The sequence below is a fragment of the Microbacterium sp. STF-2 genome, assembly GCF_034650155.1.
GTDB classification, from domain to species: domain Bacteria; phylum Actinomycetota; class Actinomycetes; order Actinomycetales; family Microbacteriaceae; genus Microbacterium; species Microbacterium maritypicum_A.
Map to the genome: position 1 here is coordinate 234735 of NZ_JARKMW010000002.1, position 20535 is coordinate 255269.

Annotated in this window: 19 protein-coding genes; 12 read left to right on the forward strand and 7 right to left on the reverse strand. The window is 68.3% G+C overall.

Features of this window, described 5'->3' with window-relative positions; genetic code table 11:
• Positions 1 to 17: 17 nt before the first annotated feature.
• Positions 18 to 929, reverse strand: coding sequence for a MetQ/NlpA family ABC transporter substrate-binding protein (locus MicroSTF_RS15055; protein ID WP_021198778.1), 912 nt, complete (start codon positions 927 to 929; stop codon positions 18 to 20).
• A gap of 295 nt (positions 930 to 1224) precedes the next feature.
• Between MicroSTF_RS15055 and MicroSTF_RS15060 the strand changes: the two genes are divergently transcribed.
• Positions 1225 to 1854: a hypothetical protein gene (locus MicroSTF_RS15060; RefSeq protein WP_136025231.1), complete on the forward strand. Its 630-nt coding sequence runs from the start codon at positions 1225 to 1227 to the stop codon at positions 1852 to 1854.
• An 84-nt stretch (positions 1855 to 1938) separates the two neighbouring features.
• On the opposite strand, the gene MicroSTF_RS15065 is transcribed toward MicroSTF_RS15060, so the two are convergent.
• The 3 genes from MicroSTF_RS15065 to MicroSTF_RS15075 all read right to left on the reverse strand — a co-directional run bounded on the left by MicroSTF_RS15065 (position 1939) and on the right by MicroSTF_RS15075 (position 6635).
• Positions 1939 to 2916 carry an NADP-dependent oxidoreductase gene (locus MicroSTF_RS15065; RefSeq protein ID WP_322956790.1) on the reverse strand — a complete coding sequence of 326 codons (978 nt, stop codon included), beginning with the start codon at positions 2914 to 2916 and terminating at the stop codon, positions 1939 to 1941.
• 88 nt (positions 2917 to 3004) lie between these two features.
• Positions 3005 to 4771: a Na+/H+ antiporter gene (locus MicroSTF_RS15070; protein WP_136025232.1), complete on the reverse strand. Its 1767-nt coding sequence runs from the start codon at positions 4769 to 4771 to the stop codon at positions 3005 to 3007.
• Positions 4772 to 4811: 40 nt separating this feature from the next.
• Complete coding sequence (locus tag MicroSTF_RS15075) at positions 4812 to 6635, reverse strand: ABC-F family ATP-binding cassette domain-containing protein (protein WP_029265776.1); 1824 nt, start codon at positions 6633 to 6635, stop codon at positions 4812 to 4814.
• Between the two features lie 91 nt (positions 6636 to 6726).
• Between MicroSTF_RS15075 and MicroSTF_RS15080 the strand changes: the two genes are divergently transcribed.
• The gene (locus MicroSTF_RS15080; protein ID WP_322956793.1) at positions 6727 to 7662 is read left to right on the forward strand and encodes a hypothetical protein; all 936 of its coding nucleotides are present in this window, start codon (positions 6727 to 6729) and stop codon (positions 7660 to 7662) included.
• A 45-nt stretch (positions 7663 to 7707) separates the two neighbouring features.
• On the opposite strand, the gene MicroSTF_RS15085 is transcribed toward MicroSTF_RS15080, so the two are convergent.
• Positions 7708 to 8823 (reverse strand): DUF998 domain-containing protein, encoded by a 1116-nt coding sequence (locus MicroSTF_RS15085; protein WP_322956795.1) that lies wholly within the window; start codon positions 8821 to 8823, stop codon positions 7708 to 7710.
• A 95-nt stretch (positions 8824 to 8918) separates the two neighbouring features.
• Here MicroSTF_RS15085 and MicroSTF_RS15090 point away from each other — a divergent pair, with 95 nt between their 5' ends.
• Genes MicroSTF_RS15090 through MicroSTF_RS15100 form a run of 3 tightly spaced genes read left to right on the forward strand, consistent with a single transcriptional unit; the run spans position 8919 to position 10418 of the window.
• Positions 8919 to 9569, forward strand: a complete 651-nt coding sequence (locus tag MicroSTF_RS15090; RefSeq protein ID WP_021198785.1) for an HAD-IA family hydrolase — start codon at positions 8919 to 8921, stop codon at positions 9567 to 9569.
• A 58-nt stretch (positions 9570 to 9627) separates the two neighbouring features.
• Complete coding sequence (locus MicroSTF_RS15095; protein ID WP_021198786.1) at positions 9628 to 9984, forward strand: YidH family protein; 357 nt, start codon at positions 9628 to 9630, stop codon at positions 9982 to 9984.
• Entirely contained in the window at positions 9981 to 10418 is a 438-nt protein-coding gene (locus MicroSTF_RS15100; protein WP_322956798.1) for a DUF202 domain-containing protein, read from the forward strand. Before MicroSTF_RS15095 ends, MicroSTF_RS15100 begins: the two co-directional genes overlap by 4 nt.
• Here the strand turns inward: MicroSTF_RS15100 and MicroSTF_RS15105 are convergent.
• A complete protein-coding gene (locus MicroSTF_RS15105; protein WP_021198788.1) occupies positions 10403 to 10840 on the reverse strand; it encodes an Lrp/AsnC family transcriptional regulator in 438 nt (145 codons plus the stop codon). The genes MicroSTF_RS15100 and MicroSTF_RS15105 overlap by 16 nt on opposite strands.
• A 150-nt stretch (positions 10841 to 10990) precedes the next feature.
• Here MicroSTF_RS15105 and MicroSTF_RS15110 point away from each other — a divergent pair, with 150 nt between their 5' ends.
• Genes MicroSTF_RS15110 through MicroSTF_RS15120 form a run of 3 tightly spaced genes read left to right on the forward strand, consistent with a single transcriptional unit; the run spans position 10991 to position 14621 of the window.
• Complete coding sequence (locus MicroSTF_RS15110) at positions 10991 to 12121, forward strand: thiamine pyrophosphate-dependent enzyme (protein ID WP_031206816.1); 1131 nt, start codon at positions 10991 to 10993, stop codon at positions 12119 to 12121.
• Positions 12118 to 13146 (forward strand): alpha-ketoacid dehydrogenase subunit beta, encoded by a 1029-nt coding sequence (locus MicroSTF_RS15115; RefSeq protein WP_051667895.1) that lies wholly within the window; start codon positions 12118 to 12120, stop codon positions 13144 to 13146. Before MicroSTF_RS15110 ends, MicroSTF_RS15115 begins: the two co-directional genes overlap by 4 nt.
• Entirely contained in the window at positions 13143 to 14621 is a 1479-nt protein-coding gene (locus MicroSTF_RS15120; RefSeq protein ID WP_322956801.1) for a dihydrolipoamide acetyltransferase family protein, read from the forward strand. The genes MicroSTF_RS15115 and MicroSTF_RS15120 overlap by 4 nt, the downstream gene beginning before the upstream one ends.
• Positions 14622 to 14653: 32 nt before the next feature.
• Here MicroSTF_RS15120 and MicroSTF_RS15125 read toward each other — a convergent pair whose 3' ends face one another.
• Positions 14654 to 15925 carry a sensor domain-containing protein gene (locus MicroSTF_RS15125; RefSeq protein WP_322956803.1) on the reverse strand — a complete coding sequence of 424 codons (1272 nt, stop codon included), beginning with the start codon at positions 15923 to 15925 and terminating at the stop codon, positions 14654 to 14656.
• Between the two features lie 275 nt (positions 15926 to 16200).
• On the opposite strand from MicroSTF_RS15125, the gene MicroSTF_RS15130 reads away from it, so the two are divergent.
• The 4 genes from MicroSTF_RS15130 (at position 16201) to MicroSTF_RS15145 (ending at position 20495) form a co-directional block, all read left to right on the forward strand.
• Complete coding sequence (locus MicroSTF_RS15130; RefSeq protein WP_322956804.1) at positions 16201 to 17520, forward strand: MFS transporter; 1320 nt, start codon at positions 16201 to 16203, stop codon at positions 17518 to 17520.
• 148 nt (positions 17521 to 17668) lie between these two features.
• A complete protein-coding gene (locus MicroSTF_RS15135; protein ID WP_029265792.1) occupies positions 17669 to 18874 on the forward strand; it encodes a thiolase family protein in 1206 nt (401 codons plus the stop codon).
• Positions 18874 to 19629, forward strand: a complete 756-nt coding sequence (locus tag MicroSTF_RS15140) for an enoyl-CoA hydratase/isomerase family protein (RefSeq protein ID WP_029260513.1) — start codon at positions 18874 to 18876, stop codon at positions 19627 to 19629. The genes MicroSTF_RS15135 and MicroSTF_RS15140 overlap by 1 nt, the downstream gene beginning before the upstream one ends.
• A complete protein-coding gene (locus MicroSTF_RS15145; RefSeq protein ID WP_029260512.1) occupies positions 19626 to 20495 on the forward strand; it encodes a 3-hydroxyacyl-CoA dehydrogenase family protein in 870 nt (289 codons plus the stop codon). Before MicroSTF_RS15140 ends, MicroSTF_RS15145 begins: the two co-directional genes overlap by 4 nt.
• Positions 20496 to 20535 lie beyond the last annotated feature (40 nt).

Sequence of the window (20535 nt, forward strand, 5' to 3'; positions counted from 1 at the left end):
CTCTCAGGTCGACCTGATCAGCTGTTCGCCGCGACGTCCTTCTGAACGTCCTTGAGCAGCGAGGCCAGCTCGTCGGCCGGCGTCTGCAACGTGACGCCGGTGCCGCCCGACGACTTCGCCAGGCCCTCCTGCACGTTCTTGTCGGTCTGGAAGATCTCGACCAGCTTGAGGTAGGTCTCGTTGTCGACGTCTTCGGCGCGCGACGCGAAGATGTTCACGTACTGGAGCGCACTCGGGTCCTCGGGGTCGTCGGTGAAGAGCGCGTCGTCGAACGAGAGCCCCGCGTCCTCCACGAAGTCGTTGTTGATGACGGCTGCTGCGACATCGGGCAGGGCTTCAGGGGTGAGGGCCGCTTCCAGCGCTGTGACCTTGACCTTGGACGTGCTCTCATCGACGTCAGCGAGATCCGAGAAGGCGGTGCCGCCGTCCTTCAGATCGACGAGTCCGGCGGCCTGCAGCACCAGCAGCGCCCTGGCCTGGTTCGAAGCATCATCGGGTACAGCGACGGTCTCGCCTTCCGGGATGTCCTTCACGGAATCGTACTTCGTCGAATAGAGACCCAGCGGGTAGATCTGCGTCGATCCGATCGCCGCGAGATCATCGCCCGATGCCTCGTTGTACTGAGCCAGATACACGATGTGCTGGAACTGGTTGAGGTCCACCTCGCCCTCGCTCAACGCAGGGTTCGGAAGCTCGTACGAACCGAAATCGACGAGCTCGACCGTGATGCCTTCCGCCGCAGCCGCATCCACGAACGCGGGCCACTGCGGATCGCTCTCGCCGACGACGCCGATCTTGACGACCTCGTTCTCGGACGATCCCTCACTGCCGGATCCGGCATCGGACGACCCCGTGGCGCACCCGGTGAGTGCGACGAAGAGCGGGACCGCGGCGAGCGCGGCCAGGATGGAAGTGGTACGGCGTGACATGTGAAGGAGTTCCTCTCTTGGGGGACTCGAATACGTTAGGCAGGCCGCGCGACGCACGCGGAATCGAGTGTCACACGGCGTCACAGCGACAGGTCGACCGTCTTCACCCGACTCGGATCGACCGCGCACGCCTGTGCCCTGGCCGTGCGTCATCGAACGACACAGTCGGCGACGGCGAGAAACAGTCGGCGACAGCAGGACACAGTCGGCGACAGCAATCGCACCGTGTGTTCTGCTCGACGCACTCGAAAGAGTGTCGGTGCCGTCCGGCACCGATCCAACGATCGGAGACGTCATGAAAACACGAAAGAAAGTCGCACTCGCCACGGCCACCGCGGTACTTCTGTCCTTCTCGCTGCCCGCCGCCGCTCACGCGGCGACAGAGGAGCATCTGTACGCGAACTCGACAGTCGTCGTCACGGATGTGAGGACCGGAGCGATCGTGTATCAGCAGTCGGAGCAGATCCCTGTGGATACGAACAGCACGTCGGCCACGATCGAGGCGCGGATCCCTTCGACCGAATCATCAGCTGCTCCAACTGAGCCGGGCATCATCGCCCCGCGGTCCTCCGTCGGCGGGAATCACGACAACGGTTCGGTCAAGTCGTCGATCACGATCCAGTACACCTTGAAGGGCGATCAGATTCGGACAGAGAAGGTCACGGGCAGCTGGACGCCCGACCCGGGGTTCGGACTCAAAGAGCGGAAGGTGGAGATCTACAGCGGCGGTGGAGTGCCGTCGATCATCAAGAAGGCGCCGACGGCGAACAGCTATAGCTACAACACCGGATGGGGCTTCCAGATCAAGCCACCGCAGAACTCTCTCACCTCCCCACGGGTGCTGGCCGAGGTGAAGTACCAGCTCTCGGGGACGGGCAGTGCGTGGCTGAAGCTGACGCACTGGGTCGACCTGTCCGGAATCTGATCCCGTGGTGAGGAGGGTCCGAGCAGTGTTCGCACACTCGGACCCTTCTCTCACCTCACACGCGGAAGCGTGCGGCACACAGCGTCACAGCTGGCGCGAAGAGCGCGGTGCGCGCAACGCCAGCTTTCCCACGTAATGGCTTCGCAGCGCGTGGTGCGCCTGGGCGACCTCGGCCGCGTCGAACACCTGCGCCACGTGCGGGGCTATGAGACTGGACTCGATGACCTCGTTCAGACGCTGCAGCGCCGCTCGGCTGCGGTCGCCGTCGTAGAACGACACACGCTCGACGACCTCGGCCGACGGTGGCGGATTCACACCGTGCGCCCACGCGATGCGCCCCGACGGTGCCACCCCGCGCAGCGCATCCTCGGCCGCCCGACCTCCGGCGGTGACGAGTGCGCCGTCGAGGCCCTCCGGAGCGAAGCTCTCGATGGCCGCCATCACGTCGTCCCGCCTCCCGTCGACGACGACATCGGCGCCGAGGTCCCCGGCCAGCGACACGCCGTCCTGTCCTGAGGCGACCGCGAACACCCGGAGTCCACGGTGTTTGGCGAGCTGCACCGCGAGGTGACCGATCCCTCCGCTCGCGCCGAAGATCATCACGGCGTCTCCGGGGCGCGCATCGATCGTGTCGAGTCCGCTCGTGGCCGTCAGTGCGTCCCAGGCGAGCACTCCGGCCTGCTCGTCGGTCAGCCGCGCGGGCACCGGGGCGACATGCTCCTGGTCGACCACCGCATACTCGGCGTAGAACCCGCCTCGCGGGACGGGGGCCGACGCGGCGTACACCCGATCCCCCGGGGCGAAGCGCGTCACGTCGGCGCCGACCGCCTCGACCGTTCCCGCCCCTTCCCACCCGAGGATGTAGGGGAAGGTCGACGGCACGCCGAAAGCTCCCTCGTAGTGGCCTTCGCGCTCCTCCCGATCCCATGACCCGATGCCGGCGACATCGATGTGGATGAGTACATCACCTTCGCCGACCGCGGGGATCGGAACCGACTGTTCACGCAGCTCCCCCTCGTCGCCGAATCGATCGAGAATGATGGCTCTCATCATGGTGGGCATCGGTCTCCTCGTTCTCAGGCGGATCGTTCTGGCGGGTGCGCGCCGTCGTCTCGATGCGCTCCGACGGCGGTGTCGTCCGCTCGGGTGTTCAGTCGTACTCCTCGATCCCCTGCAGGCGCACCTGCTCGAGGTCGAGTCGGGCGGAGATGCGGCGCACGACGATGTCGTCGACCGTGCCGGCGCCGCGCAGCCCGAGGAGGACCTCACGCTTGCGGTCGATCAGGGCGAGCTTGAGTCGCGTGTGCTCCTCATGCCGGATCAGCGGCGAGCGCTGCGCGAGGTCGACATCGGTCGAGGTCGCGATCATCTGCAGCACCGTGCCGTCGGTGCCCTCCCCCTCCGTCGCCTGCGAGGTTCCGCCTCCCGTGGTGGGGTCGTCTCCGATGTCGGCGGTTCCGGCACCGAGGGGGTCGGGCTCGCCGAGCATCTCGTCGAGAGCATCGGCTTCCGCGTCGACGAGGGCCTGCTCGCGGGCCAACGACCGGGCGTTCGCGAACTCGAGCATCTGATAGCCCTCCGACCGCACGCGATCGAGGACTTCCTGACCCACGCCGTGCTCAGCCGCGAGGTCGTCGAGAGCGGCGAGCGCCGCCCCGGAGATCGCCCGCTCGGCGAGTTCGTATTCCTCGTCCTCGACGTGGTCGACGGGGAACCGCGCCCACCGCACGATCGCGGGCAGGAGCGGCCCCTGCACGAGCAGACTCAGCAGGATGACGCCGGCGGTCACGAACACGATCTCATCGCGTCCGTTGATGGCCCCACCCTCTGTGATGCTCGTGGGGACCGACAGCGCGATCGCGAGCGAGACGGCGCCGCGCATACCGGCGACGGTGGAGACGACTCTGGCCCGTGCCCTGGCGCCGCGTGCGGGTCTCGGCCCGGCCTGACGCTGGAACAGCACGTTCACCAGCTGGAACAGGTAGCGCACGGCCAGCAGCGTCGCCCAGACGGCGAGCGTGATGAGCACCAGGCGACCGATCGCCGCTGCGGAGATCTCATGCACGACGTACTGCACCTCGAGCCCGATCAGGACGAACAGGGCGCCGTTGAGCAGGAAGACGCCGAACGGCCACGCCGCGTCGGCCTGCCGCCGGGAAGAGGCCGTCGTGACCCTCGGCGACACGTAGGCGACGATGAGCCCCGCGACCACGACCGCCAGCACACCGGAGGCGTGCACCATCTCGGCGACGAGGAACGCCGTGAAGGGGATCAGGAGCAGAGCGACGTTGATCACGATCGTCGACGACGTGCGCCGCAGCAGCAGGTACCCGAGAGCCGCGACGACGACACCGGCCGCGATGCCGCCGACATAGGAGACCAGCACGTCGAGCGTGACCGACAGCGGGGTGATCTGGCCGCCGAGCGCCAGCGACACCGCGATCGCGTACAGCACCAGGGCTGTGCCGTCGTTGGTCAGGCTCTCGGCCTTGAGCTTCATGAACATGCGGCGCGGCAGCAGACGCCCGAGGGCGGCGACGGCCGTGGCATCCGGCGGCGCGACCGCGGCACCCAGGATGAGGGCGATCTCCCACGGCATCCCGAACAGCACTCCGATACCGGCGACCGCGAACGCCGAGGCGACGACCAGCACTGTGCTCATCGGCAGGATGTAGCGGAAGTCACGGCGGATCGACCGCAGAGACGTGGTGAGGCTCTCCCAGAAGAGCATCACGGGCAGGAACAGCAGCAGCACCGTCTCGGGAGGCAGCTGCACTTCGCGCAGCGGAGGCACGAACCCCAGCAGCAGTCCGAAGATGACGAGGACGAGGGGCAGCGCGAGACGCACGCGCGGGGCGATCAGGGTTCCGACGAGAATCGTGAGTCCGAGCAGGACAGTTACTTCGAGGCCTTCCATCCCTACCTCCCAACAGCGTTGGGAGAAGGATATTCCTCCGTCAGCCGATCTCCTCGGTGAGTTCGAACCAGCGCAGCTCCAGCTCCTCGATCTCGGCCTGCTGCTCGCTGATCTTCTTCATCCGGTCGCCGAGACCCGCATAGTCGGACTGGTCGTGGTCCGCCAGCGCGGTCTTGGCGGCGTTCACCTGCTGCGTGAGCTTCTGGATGCGTCGCTCGAGGGCGGACACCTCCTTCTGCGCCGTGCGCAGTGCCGCACCGTCGAGCCCCTTCGCGGCAGCTGTGGCCGTCGCCGTCGCTGCGGCCGTCGCGGTCTGCTTCGACCCGGTGGAGGACTGCAGGTGACGCAGTCGCAGATACTCGTCGACCCCGCCCGGGAGGTGACGCAGGTGACCGTCGAGGATCGCGTACTGCTGGTCGGTGACGCGCTCCAGGAAGTACCGGTCGTGGCTGACGACCAGGAGCGTGCCCGACCAGGAGTCGAGAAGGTCCTCGATCGCGGCGAGCATGTCGGTGTCGAGGTCGTTGGTCGGCTCGTCGAGGATCAGCACGTTCGGCTGGTCGAGCAGCACGAGAAGCAGCTGCAGGCGACGCTGCTGTCCACCCGAGAGATCCTTGACCGGAGTGGAGAGCTGGGCGGAGTCGAACCCGAGCCGTTCGAGCAGCTGCCCGGGCGTGAGGTCCTGCGCCTTGGAGCCGGCCCCCATCGTGTAGGAGGTGCGCAGGCCCGAGATGATAACACGCACCGGGTCGTTCCAGTGCTGGGTGAGCTCGTCGAGCCGCTGTGTGAGGGTCTGCACCTTCACCGTCGTGCCGCGCTTGACCCGTCCGACGGTCGGCTCCACGGTGCCGGAGATGAGGCCGAGCAGCGTCGACTTGCCGGCGCCGTTCACACCGAGGATCCCGGTGCGCTCCCCCGGCGCGATGCGCCACTCGATGTCGCGCAGCACGACCTTCTCGCCGCCGTCCGCCGTCGGGTAGGTCACCCCGACGTCGAGCAGGTCGACCACGTCCTTCCCGAGTCGCGAGACGGCGAGCGACTGCAGCGACACCTTGTCGCGGATCTCGGGGACGTCGGCGATGAGCTCATTGGCCGCGTCGATGCGGAACTTCGGCTTGGCCGTGCGGGCCGGAGCGCCACGGCGGAGCCACGCGAGCTCCTTCTTGGCGAGGTTCTGACGCTTCGCCTCGGTGGCGGCCGCCATCCGGTCGCGCTCGACGCGCTGCAGGATGTACGCCGCGTAGCCGCCCTCGAAGGGCTCGACGATGCGGTCGTGCACCTCCCAGGTCTCGGTGCTGATCTCATCGAGGAACCATCGATCGTGCGTCACGACCATGAGGGCGCCCGAGTTCGGCGACCAGCGCTTCTTGAGGTGTCCGGCGAGCCAGGTGATCGCTTCGACGTCGAGATGGTTGGTCGGCTCGTCGAGGGCGATGACGTCCCAGTCTCCGGTGAGGAGCTTCGCGAGCGACACCCGACGCCGCTGCCCACCGCTGAGAGAACCGATCTCGGCATCCCACGGGAGGTCGGTGAGCAGCCCTTCGATGACGTCGCGGATCCGCGCATCGCCCGCCCACTCGTACTCCGGGGTGTCGCCGACGACCGCCGCACTGATGGTGAGGTCGTCTGGCAGGTTGTCGGCCTGATCGAGCACGCCGATCCGCGTTCCTCCGCGCACCGTGACGCGTCCGGAGTTCGGTTCCTTGATGCCTGCCAGCATTCCGAGCAGGCTCGACTTGCCGTCGCCGTTGCGGCCGACTATGCCGATGCGGTCGCCCTCCTCGATGCCGAGGGTCACGGAGTCGAAGACGACCCTGGTCGGATATTCGAGGTGGAGGGCTTCAGCCCCGAGAAGATGTGCCATGTTCCTTCCAGGGTAGCCGCGTGCGGGGAACCGTCCGGCCGTTGCCCGGAAGGTTGCCTCCGACGGACGTCGCCCGATCTAGGATCGACGGGTGCCAAGGAATCGCCGGGTGTTCTCGCTCATGCTCGACAATCGCAAGGCGAAGCTGATGGAGTCGAAGAGACGACCCGGTCGCTTCGAGCTCAGCGTCGATGGGATTCCGCAGTCCGTCGTCTCGATGACCGATCCCACCGCGCTCGAATACGCCTACATCCAGCACATCGCCAGAGCGATGGACGCCGCGGCGGAGCCCGGTGCCCCGCTGTTCACCGTGCATCTGGGCGCCGGAGCACTCACGCTGGCTCGCTACGTCGCGGCCACGCGTGCCGGGTCCCCGCAGCTCGCGGTGGAGTTCGAACCCGCCCTCTACACCGCGGTGGTCGCCGCCCTGCCGCTGCCCTCCGGCACCGATCTGCGCGTCATCTTCGGCGATGCACGAGCGGTCGCAGACGCGGATCTCCCCGACGAGAAGCGCTCGTCGGCGCCCTCGTCCTCTGTCCCCGCGGTCGCCGCGGTCGCCGCGGCTGCAGCGGAGAGCACCGCGATCGACACCGACTGGGTGGATGCGCAGTTCACCGTCGTGGATCTGTGGGATGCCGCGGTCATCCGACATCGTGTGGCCAGCCAGGAGTTCTACCGCCGCGTCGCCGCACGCTCCGCCGCGGCGGGCGTCGTGGCCGTGAACCTGCTCGACGGGCACCCGTTCGAGTACTCACGGCGACAGGCGGCCACCCTGCGCACCGTGTTCGACCACGTCGCCGTCGTCCTCGACGCCGAACCGGAGGATGATGAAGGGCCACTGGGCAACGTCGTCATCTTCGCGAGCGATGAGCCGCTGAGCATCGTGACGATCCCCGATCTTCTCGGCCCGCCACGACCTCATATGCTCCACGACGATTCTCTGACGTCGTGGATCGCCGAAGCGCGCATCATGACCGACGCCGACGGCACGGACTCCCCCGACCCCGACGATCCGATCTGGGACTAGCCCCGGCGCGACCGCCTCGTCAGCCCGCCTCGTCAGCCCGCCTCGTCAGCCCGCCTCGGTCGATGCATCGGCCGAGACGGCCGGTGCGGTGACCGACCCCGCCGTGCGGAGGAACACGATGATCCAGCTGAAGATCAGCACGGCGGCGATCAGCTCGACAGCGGTGAGGTTGTAGTAGCCGACCGCGAAGAAGGCCGCGAGCAGGATGATCACCAGCACGTAGATCCACCCGAAGGCCACGAACACACGAGGGATGGTCGGCAGGAACCACGGCAGGCCGACCACGACGATCCCGAACACCACGGTCATACCCGTCGCGACGGTGTTGTGCAGGAGGAAGAACTCGTCCACCGGGAAGATACCGACGCACGCGAGGAAGATGCCCATCAGGATCAGTCCGCCGCGCACCATGAAGCGTCCTCGCCGTTCCTCCGGGCTCTCGGCCGGGAGCCCCGCGGTCGCATAGCGGGAGATCGTCGTGATCATCACCCCGGCGATGACCAGCGTCACATTGAACGCGACCGATGCGCTGTTGGTGCTCATGCCGAGCGCTGACAGGTTGTCGCGCCACCAGTGCACGTCGCTGGAGGCGAGCATGCTGGCGAATGCGCCGACCACGAGGAAGACGGCGAGCACCAGCGACAGCACCATCGGGGTCAGGGCGACGGCACTGAGGAAACAGACGTATCCGGTCAGCGCGAAGGCGACCGCCACCAGGATGGCGCCGGGGAACGGGAACACCGGGGCATCGGTGAAGCTCCGCTCGAGGAGCTCGGCGACGCCGAGCCAGCCGAGGTACGCGATGGCCGCATGCGCGAAGGCGATGGCGGTGAGGTCGTACCACCGCAGCCGATCCCCCGGCACGCTGAACCCGTCGCGCGCCGCGCGGGGGTCGGGCTGCGCGGGTCGCACGGCGACGCGCCCGAGGGTGAAGGCGATGACGGCGGTGATCGCGCCCCCGTACGCCGCGAAGACTCCGATCGAGCCGCTGCCGCTGATCGCCAGGTCGTGGCCCCAGAAGACCGGGAGTCCGATCAGGAATCCTGAGACGAAGAAACCGGCGCCGACGATCAGCGCCGTCGCCTCGAAGACGGCCTCCGCCGTCGCCGGGCCGCGCACCTGACGCAGCACCTGCATCACCCTGCTCGCGAGTGCGTTCATCCTCGTCCTTCCCGGTCCACATCCTAGAAGCCGCGCACGCCGCGCACCGGCTTGCGCGCCCGGGCGTTCGTCGCGTGTGCGACTAGCCTGGACGGGTGACCCAGACCATCGCCGCCCGCGCCGCCCTCCTCGACATGGACGGCACCCTCGTCGACTCGACCGCCGTCGTGGAACGGCTGTGGCTCGCATGGGCAGAGCCGCACGGCATCGATCCGGAGACGGTGCTGCGCACCGTGCACGGGCGACAGGGCCATCAGAGCATGGCGATCATGCTTCCGGAGCGCGATCATGCGATCAACCTCCACGAGAACGACATCATGCTCGCGAACGAGGCGGGTGACGTCGACGGAGTGATCGAGATCCCCGGCGCACGTGCGCTGCTCGATGCGCTGCGGCCCTTCCCACACGCGATCGTCACCTCCGCGAACGTCGCACTCATGACCGCACGGATGCGGGCCGCGGGCCTCACCGTTCCCGCACAGAAGGTCACGGCCGAGGATGTGTCCGCCTCCAAGCCCGACCCCGAAGGGTTCCTCCGCGCGGCAGAACTGCTCGGGATCGCTCCGGCGGATTGTGTCGTGTTCGAAGACTCCGGTGCGGGCATCCAGGCGGGCCTCGCTGCGGGAATGCGCGTCGTCGGCGTGGGCACGCACGCCGCGGCCCACCACCCGACCGTCCTGGTCACCGACCTCTCCCAGGTCGCTGTCTCCCCCACGGCCGACGGGTTCGAGCTCACGATCGGATGACGTCGCCCGCTCCTCCCGCCGACCCTTCACGATCTGCCCGCGCCGCTACGATGAGGCGATGCGACGTTTCCCCGCCTCGGTCTACGAAACCGGTGAGGAGCCCGATCCGCGCTTCTCTCTCGCGAACGAGCGGACGTTTCTCGCCTGGACGCGCACCGGGCTCGCGCTGATCGCCGGTGGCGTCGCCCTCGAGGTGCTCGGCCTCGACCTCCACGCCGGCTTCCGTCTCGCAGCCTCGCTGGTGCTGATCGTCACCGGCACTGCCGTCGCACCGCTCGCCTGGTGGGAGTGGATGCGCGCCGAACGTGCGATGCGTCGCTCCCGCCCACTGCCCGGAGCATTCTCTGCCGTGGTGCTCGCGATCGTGGTGACGGTCGTCGGCCTGCTCGTCCTGGCCGGGGTGCTCTGGCGGTGACGGCTCGCAGGTCGGATACCGGACGACCGGATGCTCCGGGGCCACACGCACAGGGGCCTTTCGATCCGGGCCTGCAACCCGAGCGCACCGAACTCGCCTGGCGCCGCACGGCCCTCGCGATCGCCATCGGCTCGCTGGTGTCGCTGCGCATCTTCCCTCTGCTGCTACCGCCCGCCTTCACCGCGTGGGGGTTCGTCCCCGGTGCTGTCGGCCTCGTGGCGGCCTGCGCCCTCTGGTTCGCGGCACGCCGACGTCAGCTGCGGATGACCGCATGGCTGCACTCGACACTTCCGGGCGCGACGCCGCCGGGCTCGGCGCGGATCACGGCGCCCGGCGGAGGGCTGCTCGTCGCCCTCACCGCTCTCGCAACGGCATTCGGGGTCCTGTGCATCTGGATCGTCGTCGTGTCGTCGTTCGTTCAGTTGCGCGGATAGTCCTCGAAGATCAGCGTCGTCCTCGTCGAGCGGATCGAGGGGATCGCCTGGATGTCCTCCAGCACGATGCGACGCAGATCGCGGGCGTCGTTCGCACGCACCAGCAGGATCACGTCGAAGTCGCCACCGACCAGCGCCATGTGCTCGATCTCGGGTATCGAGCGCAGCCGTTCGCTCACCGCCTGCCAGGTCGCCTGCTCGATCGCGAGGGTCACGTAGGCACTGGCGTGGTGCCCGAGCAGCACAGGGTCGGTGCGCACCGTGTACCCCGTGATGACGCCTGTGTCGGTGAGCCGTTTGATCCTCGCGTGCGCACCGGCGCGCGAGATGTGCACGGCATCCGCGATCGCGGTCATCGACGCGCGCGCATCCTGACGCAGTTCCTCGAGGATTGCCCGATCCGTCTCATCCAGAGCGACCATGCGACCCCTTCCTCGATGCAGAATTTCTGACACTTCGCTCAAGAATGCCTCATTTGGCGCGCTTTCATCCACGATTCCGCAAAAGATCTTGGATGAGTGACGCCCCAGAGGCATGCTGTCCTCATCGAGTTCGGCAAGGAGGGCGAACGCATGCTGCACACCGACCTGCTCCCGCGCGACACCGCGGTGCAACTGATCGACGAAGACGGAACGGCCGTCGCCGACGAGCGGTATGCGCTCCCCGATTCGGACACGCTGCTCGCGGCGTACCGCGGGCTCGTCGAGGGCCGGCGCATCAACGATCAGGCCGGAGCCCTCGTGCGCCAGGGCCGCCTCGCCGTCTACCCGTCATCGCACGGGCAGGAAGCCTGCCAGGTCGGTGCCGCCATGTCGCTCGGCGCCACGGATTGGCTGTTCCCCACCTATCGCGACTCGGTCGCCGTCATCGCGCGCGGTGTCGACCCCGCCGATGCGATGGTGCTCCTCAAGGGCGACTGGCATTCGGGGTACGACGTGCGCGCACACCGCGTCGCCCCGCAGGCCACTCCGCTCGCCACCCAGCTGCTGCACGCCGTCGGCTTCGCCCAGGCGGCGAAGCATCGGGGCGAGGACACGGTCGTCCTCGCGCTCTGCGGCGACGGCGCCACCAGTGAGGGCGACTTCCACGAAGCCATGAACTTCGCCGCGGTGTTCCACGTCCCCGTGGTCTTCTTCGTGCAGAACAACGAGTTCGCGATCTCGGTCCCGCTCTCTCGCCAGACGGCCGCCCCCTCGCTCGCCCACAAGGCCATCGGCTACGGGATGCCCGGGCAGCGGGTCGACGGCAACGACGTCGCCGCCGTGGTCGCCGTGCTCGACGAGGCCATGTCTCGCGCCCGCGCCGGCGGAGGGCCGAGCCTCGTCGAGGCGCACACGTATCGGATGCAGGCGCACACCAACGCCGACGACGACACCCGCTACCGGGAGCGCGACGAGGTGCAGGCCTGGATCGCCCGTGACCCGCTGCTGCGCCTTCGGGCGCACCTGACCGCCACCGGCGCGCTCGACACCGCGACCGAGGAGCGCTTCGCCTCGGGAGCCGAGGAGATCGCCGCAGCGATGCGGACCGCGTTGAACACCGACGCCGACCTCGACCCCGAAGACCTGTTCCGCTTCGTGACCGAGACCCGATCCTCTCAGCTCGACGAGCAGTGGGACCTGCTGCGCGGCGAGATCGAACGGTCGCGTCTCACCGATGCCGGAGCCGGAGCCGGAGCCGCGATGAACGGAGCACGCCGATGACGATCGCACAGGACGACACCCGCACCGAGAGCGAAGCAGCCACGGTGACGACGATGACGATGGCCGCCGCGTTGAACCGTGCCCTGGCCGATGCCATCGAGTCCGATCCCGATGTCGTGGTGTTCGGCGAAGACGTGGGCGCGCTGGGCGGTGTCTTCCGCATCACCGACGGTCTCACCGCCCGGTTCGGCGAAGAGCGCTGCTTCGACACCCCGCTCGCGGAATCCGGCATCGTCGGCACCGCTGTCGGCATGGCCATGAACGGCCTTCGTCCCGTGGTCGAGATGCAGTTCGATGCGTTCGCCCTCCCCGCCTTCGAGCAGGTCGTCAGCCACGTCGCCAAACTCGGCAACCGCACCCGGGGCGGCATGCGGATGCCGTTGGTGATCCGCATCCCCTTCGGCGGCGGCATCGGCGGGGTGGAGCATCACTGCGACTCGTCCGAGGCCTACTACGCGCACACGCCCGGCCTCACGGTCGTCAGCCCGTCCACTCCGCAGGATGCCTACTCGCTGCTGCGTGCGGCGATCGCCTCCCCCGACCCCGTGGTCTTCCTCGAACCGAAGAAGCTCTACTGGGCCAAGGGCGAGGTCGACACCTCGGTCACCGCCGACCTGGGAACGGCCCGAATCGCCCGTGAGGGTTCCGACGTGACGCTCCTGGCATACGGGTCATCGGTTCCGCTCGCGCTCGACGTCGCCGACGTCGCCGCCGCCGAGGGGCGCAGCGTGCAGGTCGTCGACGTGCGCTCGCTCTCGCCGTTCGACGATGCGACGGTGACGGCCGCCGTGAAGTCGACCGGCCGCGCCGTGGTCATCGCCGAGGCCCCGGGATACGTGAGCGTCGCATCCGAGATCCAGGCTCGCGTCTTCGAGCGCTGCTTCGAGTACCTCGCAGCTCCCGTGCGACGGGTGACCGGCTTCGACACTCCGTATGCCCCGCCGAAGCTCGAGCACTGGTACCTGCCCGACGTCGATCGCGTGCTCGACGCGATCGACACGCTGCACTGGGAGGACGACGCATGAGCACCCCGCTGAAGCCGCACGCCGGCACGCAGGTGTTCCTCCTGCCCGACCTCGGCGAAGGCCTCACCGAGGCCGGACTCGTGCAGTGGCTCGTGTCGGTGGGAGACACCATCACGACCGATCAGCCGATCGCCGAGGTCGAGACCGCGAAGAGCATCGTCGAGCTGCCGTCGCCGTTCGCCGGCATCGTCACCGCGTTGCACGGCACCGCCGGCGACACGATCGACGTCGGTGCCCCCGTGCTCGAGGTGGCGGACTCCCTGCCGTCTCCGGCCGCGCCCACCGCCGAACCGGCGCAGCCCGAGCACGAGGCCTACCGCGAAGAGGAGCGCGCGGGTTCGGGGAACGTGCTCATCGGCTACGGCACCACCGCGCGTCCCGCCATGGGGCGACGCCGTCCGTCAGCCGCCTCGGTGTCTGCGTCTCGGGCACCGGCGACAGCATCGATCCCCATGCCGACCGCGGTCCCTTCCGCCCCGAGCACCCCCGCGACTCCTCCTCCGTCGCGATCGGCCGACCGCAGACCTGTCGCTGTCCGCTCCCCGCTCGTTCGCCGACTCGCTCGGGACCTCGGTCTCGACGTGCACTCGATCGCCGCGACCGGCACCGACGGCGCCGTGACGCGCGCAGACGTGCTGCGGGCCGCCGTCGAGAACGCCGTCGACACTGCCGTGGACACTGCCGTGGACGCTGCCATGGACGCTGCCGCTGCACACCATGACGGCTCCACCGCAGGCGGCGGCACGCCCGGACACCCGCTCGCCGAGACGGTCGACGGCCTCGGGGTGCTCTCCCGCGAGCGGATGTCGCCGCTGCGCAAGGCCGTGAGCGCGAAACTCTCCCGCAGCCGTTCCGAGATCCCCGAGGCCACCGTCTGGGTCGACGTCGATGCCACCGCGCTGTGGGACCTGCGTTCGCAGATGGCACCGGCGGGAGGCAAGGCTCCGTCGGTGACCGCGCTCCTCGCACGTTTCGTCCTGCTCGCCCTCGAGGACTATCCCGTGCTCGCATCGCGCCTCAGCGAGAGCGGGGACGAGATCATCTCGTTCGACGGCGTGAACCTCGGCATCGCGGCAGACACCGAACGGGGGCTCCTTGTTCCGGTGGTCCCCCGCGCGCACGCGCTCACGGTCGCGCAGCTCGACACGGCGCTGCGCGAGCTCACCGCCACGGCGCGCTCCGGGACGATGCCGCCGGAGCGCCTGCGGGGATCGACGTTCACCCTCAACAACTACGGCGGCCTCGGGGTCGACGGCTCGGCCGCGATCATCAACCACCCCGATGTGGCGATCCTCGGCATCGGGCGGATCATCGAGCGACCGTGGGTCGCGGAGGGGGCGATCGTGGCGCGCCGGATCGTGCAGCTCTCCCTCGCGTTCGACCACCGGGTGTGCGACGGCGGCTACGCCGCGGGCTTCCTGCGGCGGGTGACCGAGCTCATCGAGCATCCGCTGCGCGCGTTCGGGAGGGTCTGAGTCTGCCGCAGTGCGGTGGACTCAGACTCCGATCACGAGAACCTGAGAGGGCGCTTTGTCGCGTCCTCCACCGTGATTCCGATGATCACCGCACCGGGGTCGACGACGTCACGATCGGTGTGGAATCGGAAGAGACGCCCGTCGCGCGTCGCAACGTCGTACCAGTCGTCTCCGGACGAGGCGACGGTGACCGTCGTCCCACCGGGAAATGCCGCGATCGCGTCGGCGATCGGAGCACCCACCCGAACGCCGCCTCGAAGGGGGAGCGCGGCGCCGTCCTGGGCATCCTCGTCGAAGATACGCTCATTGCCGACGGTGATCGATACCACGGCGGAACCGTCATCCGTCGTGGCGACCAGTATCGACCCGGTACGTTCTGCGTTCACAAGCTTCCACGGATAGCCCGCGCCTGCGGGTTCGATAACCCGAGCGGCCTGCCCTGCGGCGACCGCATCGGCGATCGGATCTCCCAGGTGGATCAGCCCGACACCACCAGCCGAGATCGCCCACTCGCTCCACGGCGCCGATTCATCGGTCTCAGCCTCGGCATCGGGTGTCGGAGGGTTCGCGGTGAATTCCTGCGTGAGCGCGGCCCGAGCTTCCTCCGCACGTTCGTGGAGCTTCTTCGTGATCACCTCAGCGTCGGGGATGGCCTCACCGTTGATCGACTGAGACACCTGCACGAGCACGTTGCCCACGGCCGCATACCCCAGGAATGTCGAGTTTCCGCCCTCGCTCTCCGGCAGCGTCACCGTGCCGGCAACCGCTCGCACGTCGTCCGATTCCACAGGCCGGACCGATTCGAATGTCGCGGCGCCGGCGAAATCGAAGTTCGCGCACTGCGAGGATGCCTCGACGAGCTGGTCCATGCGCGCTTGGGCGTGGGCCTCGTCGGCGAACTGCAGAGCCATCATGGCGCCGAAGCGATAGTCCGAATCAGCTGTCGTCGTCCAGCGCACATTGCGCGACCCGATGCTCCACAGCGGCTGCTCGACGAAGAGGACGCTGCAGATCTCCGGGATCGGCAGCGGACCCCCGCCGTCGGAAATCTGCGCAAGAACAGAGGAGGGTTCGCCGATCTCCGTCGAACCGGGGAGCAGAGCAGCGATCTCGTCGGACGTGAACAGAAGTGCGTTCAACTCATCGCCGGTGAAGATGGCTGGTCCGGCATACGGCTCCGGTGATGGCGTCTCCGTAGCAGCTGTCGGTTCCGGATCCATCCCCGGGGTGCATGCCGTGAGCGCGAGAAGTGCGGTCAGAACGACACCACTGAATTTGATGCGTGCGAACCTGGAGCGCGCCATGCGAACCTCCGTCAAGTTGTACTGACCACCGCCCTGGTGCCCCTGACAGCGATCGTAGAGTTTCCCCACTCGATGGCGTAATACGGAGGAGCGGGTCGAGATCAGAACGATATAAGTCGCATGCCCTATCGGACATATACCGACCAGACCACTCACCCTCCGACGCTGCGCGCCATGCGGTACGCTCGGCGATTACTGACCGACCATTCGGTCATGAATAACCGGAGTGCTTCATCGCCCTCTCCCCCTCGGAATCGCAGAACAACGGAGTTCGCATGACGTCAGCAGTGTCCGACCGCACCTCGTCCGCACGAATGCCCGCCGAAGAACGGAGGGTGCTCGCCGGCACCCTCGTCGGTACGTCGATCGAGTGGTACGACTTCTTCATCTACGCCCAGGCCGCAGGGCTGGTCCTCGCGCCCCTGTTCCTCGCCCCCATCGCCGAGGAGAGTCCCGGCTTCGCGCAGGTGCTCTCCTTCGCCACGATCGGCATCTCGTTCCTCTTCCGCCCCCTGGGGGCGATCGTCGCCGGCCACCTCGGCGACAAGCTCGGGCGCAAGAAGATGCTCGTGCTCACACTCATCATGATGGGACTGTCCACGTCTCTGATCGGTCTCCTGCCGACGTACGCGACCATCGGCGTGGCCGCGCCCATCCTGCTCATCCTGCTCCGCATCGTGCAGGGGTTCTCCGCGGGTGGCGAGTGGGGCGGCGCGGCATTGATGGCAGTCGAGCATGCACCGAACAACCGACGAGGGCTCTTCGGGGCCTTTCCGCAGATCGGCGTGCCTGTCGGCATGATCCTCGCGACCTCGACACTGTGGGTGCTCACCAGCTCGATGTCGCCGGAGGCCTTCCTCGAGTGGGGGTGGCGCATCCCGTTCCTGCTCTCGATCGTGCTCATCGCTGTCGGTTACGTGATCCGTCGCGCGGTCGACGAGAGCCCGGTCTTCGAGGATCTGCGACGTCGCCGCAAGGAGGCCTCCGCCCCGCTGAGCCGCCTGTTCCGCCAGAACACCAAGCAGGTCGTCCTGACCGCGATCATCTTCATCGCGAACAACGCGGCGGGCTATCTGCTCATCGCCTTCTTCGCGACCTACGCCGTCACGACGCTGGGCATGGAACGTCCGCCGGTGCTGCTGGCGACGACGCTCGCCTCGTTCGGCTGGCTCATCTTCACACTGTGGGGCGGACATCTCTCCGATCGACTCGGCCGCATCCGCACCTTCCAGATCGGCTACGTGGCGCTCGCGCTCTGGGCGGTGCCGATGTGGTTCCTGATCGATACCGCGAACATCCTCTGGTACTTCGTGGCGCTGTTCGTGATGACGTTCGCCCTCGGCTTGTCGTACGGCCCTCAGGCCGCCCTCTACGCGGAGATGTTCCCCGCGAACGTGCGCTACTCGGGCGTCTCGATCGGGTACGCCCTCGGCGCCATCCTCGGCGGAGCCTTCGCACCGATGATCGCCGAGGCTCTGATGAACCAGTTCCACGCGGCATGGACGATCGGCATCTACATCGCCGTGGCCGCCGTGATCTCGCTCATCGGCGTCTCGCTCGTCAAAGAGACGAAGGGCGTGGATCTGCACACCTGACGAGCCGATCGACGACGCGGGATCGCGGTGGTCACCGCGCCTGTGCCATAATTACCGGACGATCGGTCAGTAATTCGGGCCGATCGTCCGGACTGACCGATCAGCCGGACGACGGTCGCCGTCGAGACAACGAAGTCAGGAGTTCCGCATGACCGAGGCATATCTCGTCGGAGGCGTACGCACCCCGGTCGGACGCTACGGCGGCGCCCTCGCCTCCGTGCGCCCCGACGACCTCGCGTCGATCGTCGTGCGCGAAGCGGTGCGGCGCGCGGGGATCGACCCCCTGCAGGCGGAGATCGACGAGGTGATCCTCGGTGCGGCCAACCAGGCCGGGGAAGACAACCGCAACGTCGCCCGGATGGCCGTCCTGCTCGCGGGCCTCCCCGACACCGTGCCCGCCATCACGGTCAACCGGCTGTGCGCCTCCGGGATGTCGGCCGTCACGATGGCAGCGCAGGCGATCCGCGCCGGTGATGCCGACCTCATCGTCGCCGGCGGCGTCGAGTCGATGACACGCGCCCCCTGGGTGCAGGCCAAACCGGAGAAGGCCTGGGCGAAGCCGGGCGCTGCTTTCGACACCTCGATCGGCTGGAGATTCCCGAACCCCCGCCTGCTCGCACGAGAGAAGGCGACGTTCACGATGCCGGAGACCGCAGAAGAGGTCGCTCGCGTCGACGGCATCACCCGCGACGAAGCGGATGCGTTCGCACTGCGATCGCAGCAGCGCGCTGCATCGGCGATCGCCGATGGACGCTTCGAGGCGGAGATCGTCGGCGTCCCCCTCGACGCCGCCGTCAGCGCCGGTGCGGAGGTCCTCGTGGACGAGGGCCCCCGTCCGGAGACGACGCTCGAGGGCCTTGCGCGCCTGCGTCCCGTCGTTGCCGGCGGTCAGGTCGTGACCGCCGGCAACTCCAGCGCCCTCAACGACGGCGCCTCCGCGATCACGGTCGCGAGTGCGGAGGCCGTGGAGCGCTACGGTCTGGTCCCGCGCGCCCGCATCGTCGCCGGCACCAGCGCGGGCCTCGCTCCCGAGATCATGGGCCTCGGCCCGGTTCCTGCGACGCAGAAGGCGCTGCGACGGGCCGGGCTCTCCATCGACGACATCGGCTCGATCGAGCTCAACGAGGCGTTCGCCACCCAGTCCATCGCCTGCATCCGACGCCTCGGCCTCGATGAGGCGCGCGTGAACGCCGACGGTGGGGCCATCGCCCTCGGCCATCCGCTCGGCTCCTCCGGATCCCGTCTGCTCGTCACCCTCCTCGGCCGCATGGAGCGCGAAGGCTCTCGATACGGACTCGCCACCATGTGCGTCGGCGTGGGGCAGGGCGCAGCCGTGATCGTGGAGAAGGTCTGATGGCCGCCGGCCCCCTCGACAGCGGACCGCTCGTCGTCGAGCGTCACGACGACCGCGTGGTGGCGACGCTCCACCGACCGCACAAGCGCAACGCGATCGACCAGGCCACGATCGACGCGATCCACGTGCTGTGCGCCGAACTCGAAGCCGTGCCGCGCCCGCTGATCCTCACCGGGGCCGGAGGAGTGTTCGCCGCGGGCGCCGACATCGCCGAGCTGCGCGAGCGCCGTGCGGCCGATGCGCTTCGTGGGATCAACGCCCACGCGTTCATCCGGCTCGCCGAGCTGCCGATGCCGGTCATCGCCGCGATCGACGGGTACGCCCTCGGTGGAGGAGCCGAACTCGCCTATGCCGCGGACATCCGCATCGCCACGCCATCGCTCGCCATCGGCAACCCCGAGACCGGGCTGGGCATCCTCGCCGCAGCGGGGGCAGGGTGGCGCCTGAAGGAGATCATCGGCGACGCCAGGGCCATCGAGCTGCTGCTCACCGGTCGCACCGTGAAGGCCGATGAGGCGCTGCGCATCGGTCTCGTATCGGCGATCCATGAGACCGCGGAGCTGCTGCCCGCCGCCCATGCCCTCGTCGATCGCATCGCCCGCAACGACCGGGCAGCCACCATCGCGACCAAGCGTGTCTTCCGCGCGCCGCGCGACCACCACCCCGCCGTCGACCTGGAAGCGCAGGCCGAGCTCTTCGAGAGTCCGGAGAAGTTCCGGCGGATGACCGACTTCCTGGAGCGGAGAGACCGATGACCGAGAGCAGTTCCCCGGCCCCGCGACACGTGGGGGTGCTCGGCGGCGGACGCATGGGCGCCGGGATCGCCCACGCATTCCTGCTGGCAGGCTCCCGCGTCACCGTCGTCGAACGCGATCCCGATGCGGCCAGATCGGCATCGGCCCGCGTGCTCGAATCCGTCGACTCCTCGATCGCCAGAGGCACGGCGGGCGAATCCGTCGACCGGTACCGGGAGCGTCTCGCCACGGGCACGGATCCGGCGCTGTTCGCGTCGAGCGCGCTCGTCGTCGAGGCGGTGCCGGAAGACCTCGCCCTCAAGATCGATGCGCTCCGACGCGTCGAGGCGGCGATCACGCCCGACGCGGCGATCGCCTCGAACACCTCCTCCATCTCGATCGATGAGCTGGCCGCCGTGCTCGATCACCCCTCACGCTTCCTCGGCATGCACTTCTTCAACCCCGTGCCGGCCTCCACGCTCGTCGAGATCGTGCGGGGTGCGACCACCGCTCCCCCGCTCCTCGATTCCGCCCGCAGCTGGGTGGAGGCGCTGGGCAAGACCCCGATCGTGGTGGCAGATGCCCCCGGATTCGCGTCCTCCCGACTCGGCGTCGCCGTCGGCCTCGAGGCGATCCGCATGCTCGAGGAAGGCGTCGCCTCCGCCGAGGACATCGACGCCGCGATGACGCTCGGATACAAGCACCCGGTCGGCCCGCTCCGGCTCACCGACATCGTCGGCCTCGACGTGCGGCTCGGCATCGCCGAGTACCTCGCCGCGCATCTGGGCGAGCGCTTCGAACCTCCCGCCCTGCTGCGTCGACTGGTCGCCGAGGGACACCTCGGCCGCAAGAGCGGACGCGGCTTCTACGAATGGGACGCCTCATGAAGGGAACCCTGATGAAAGGAACCCACATGAAAGGAACAGA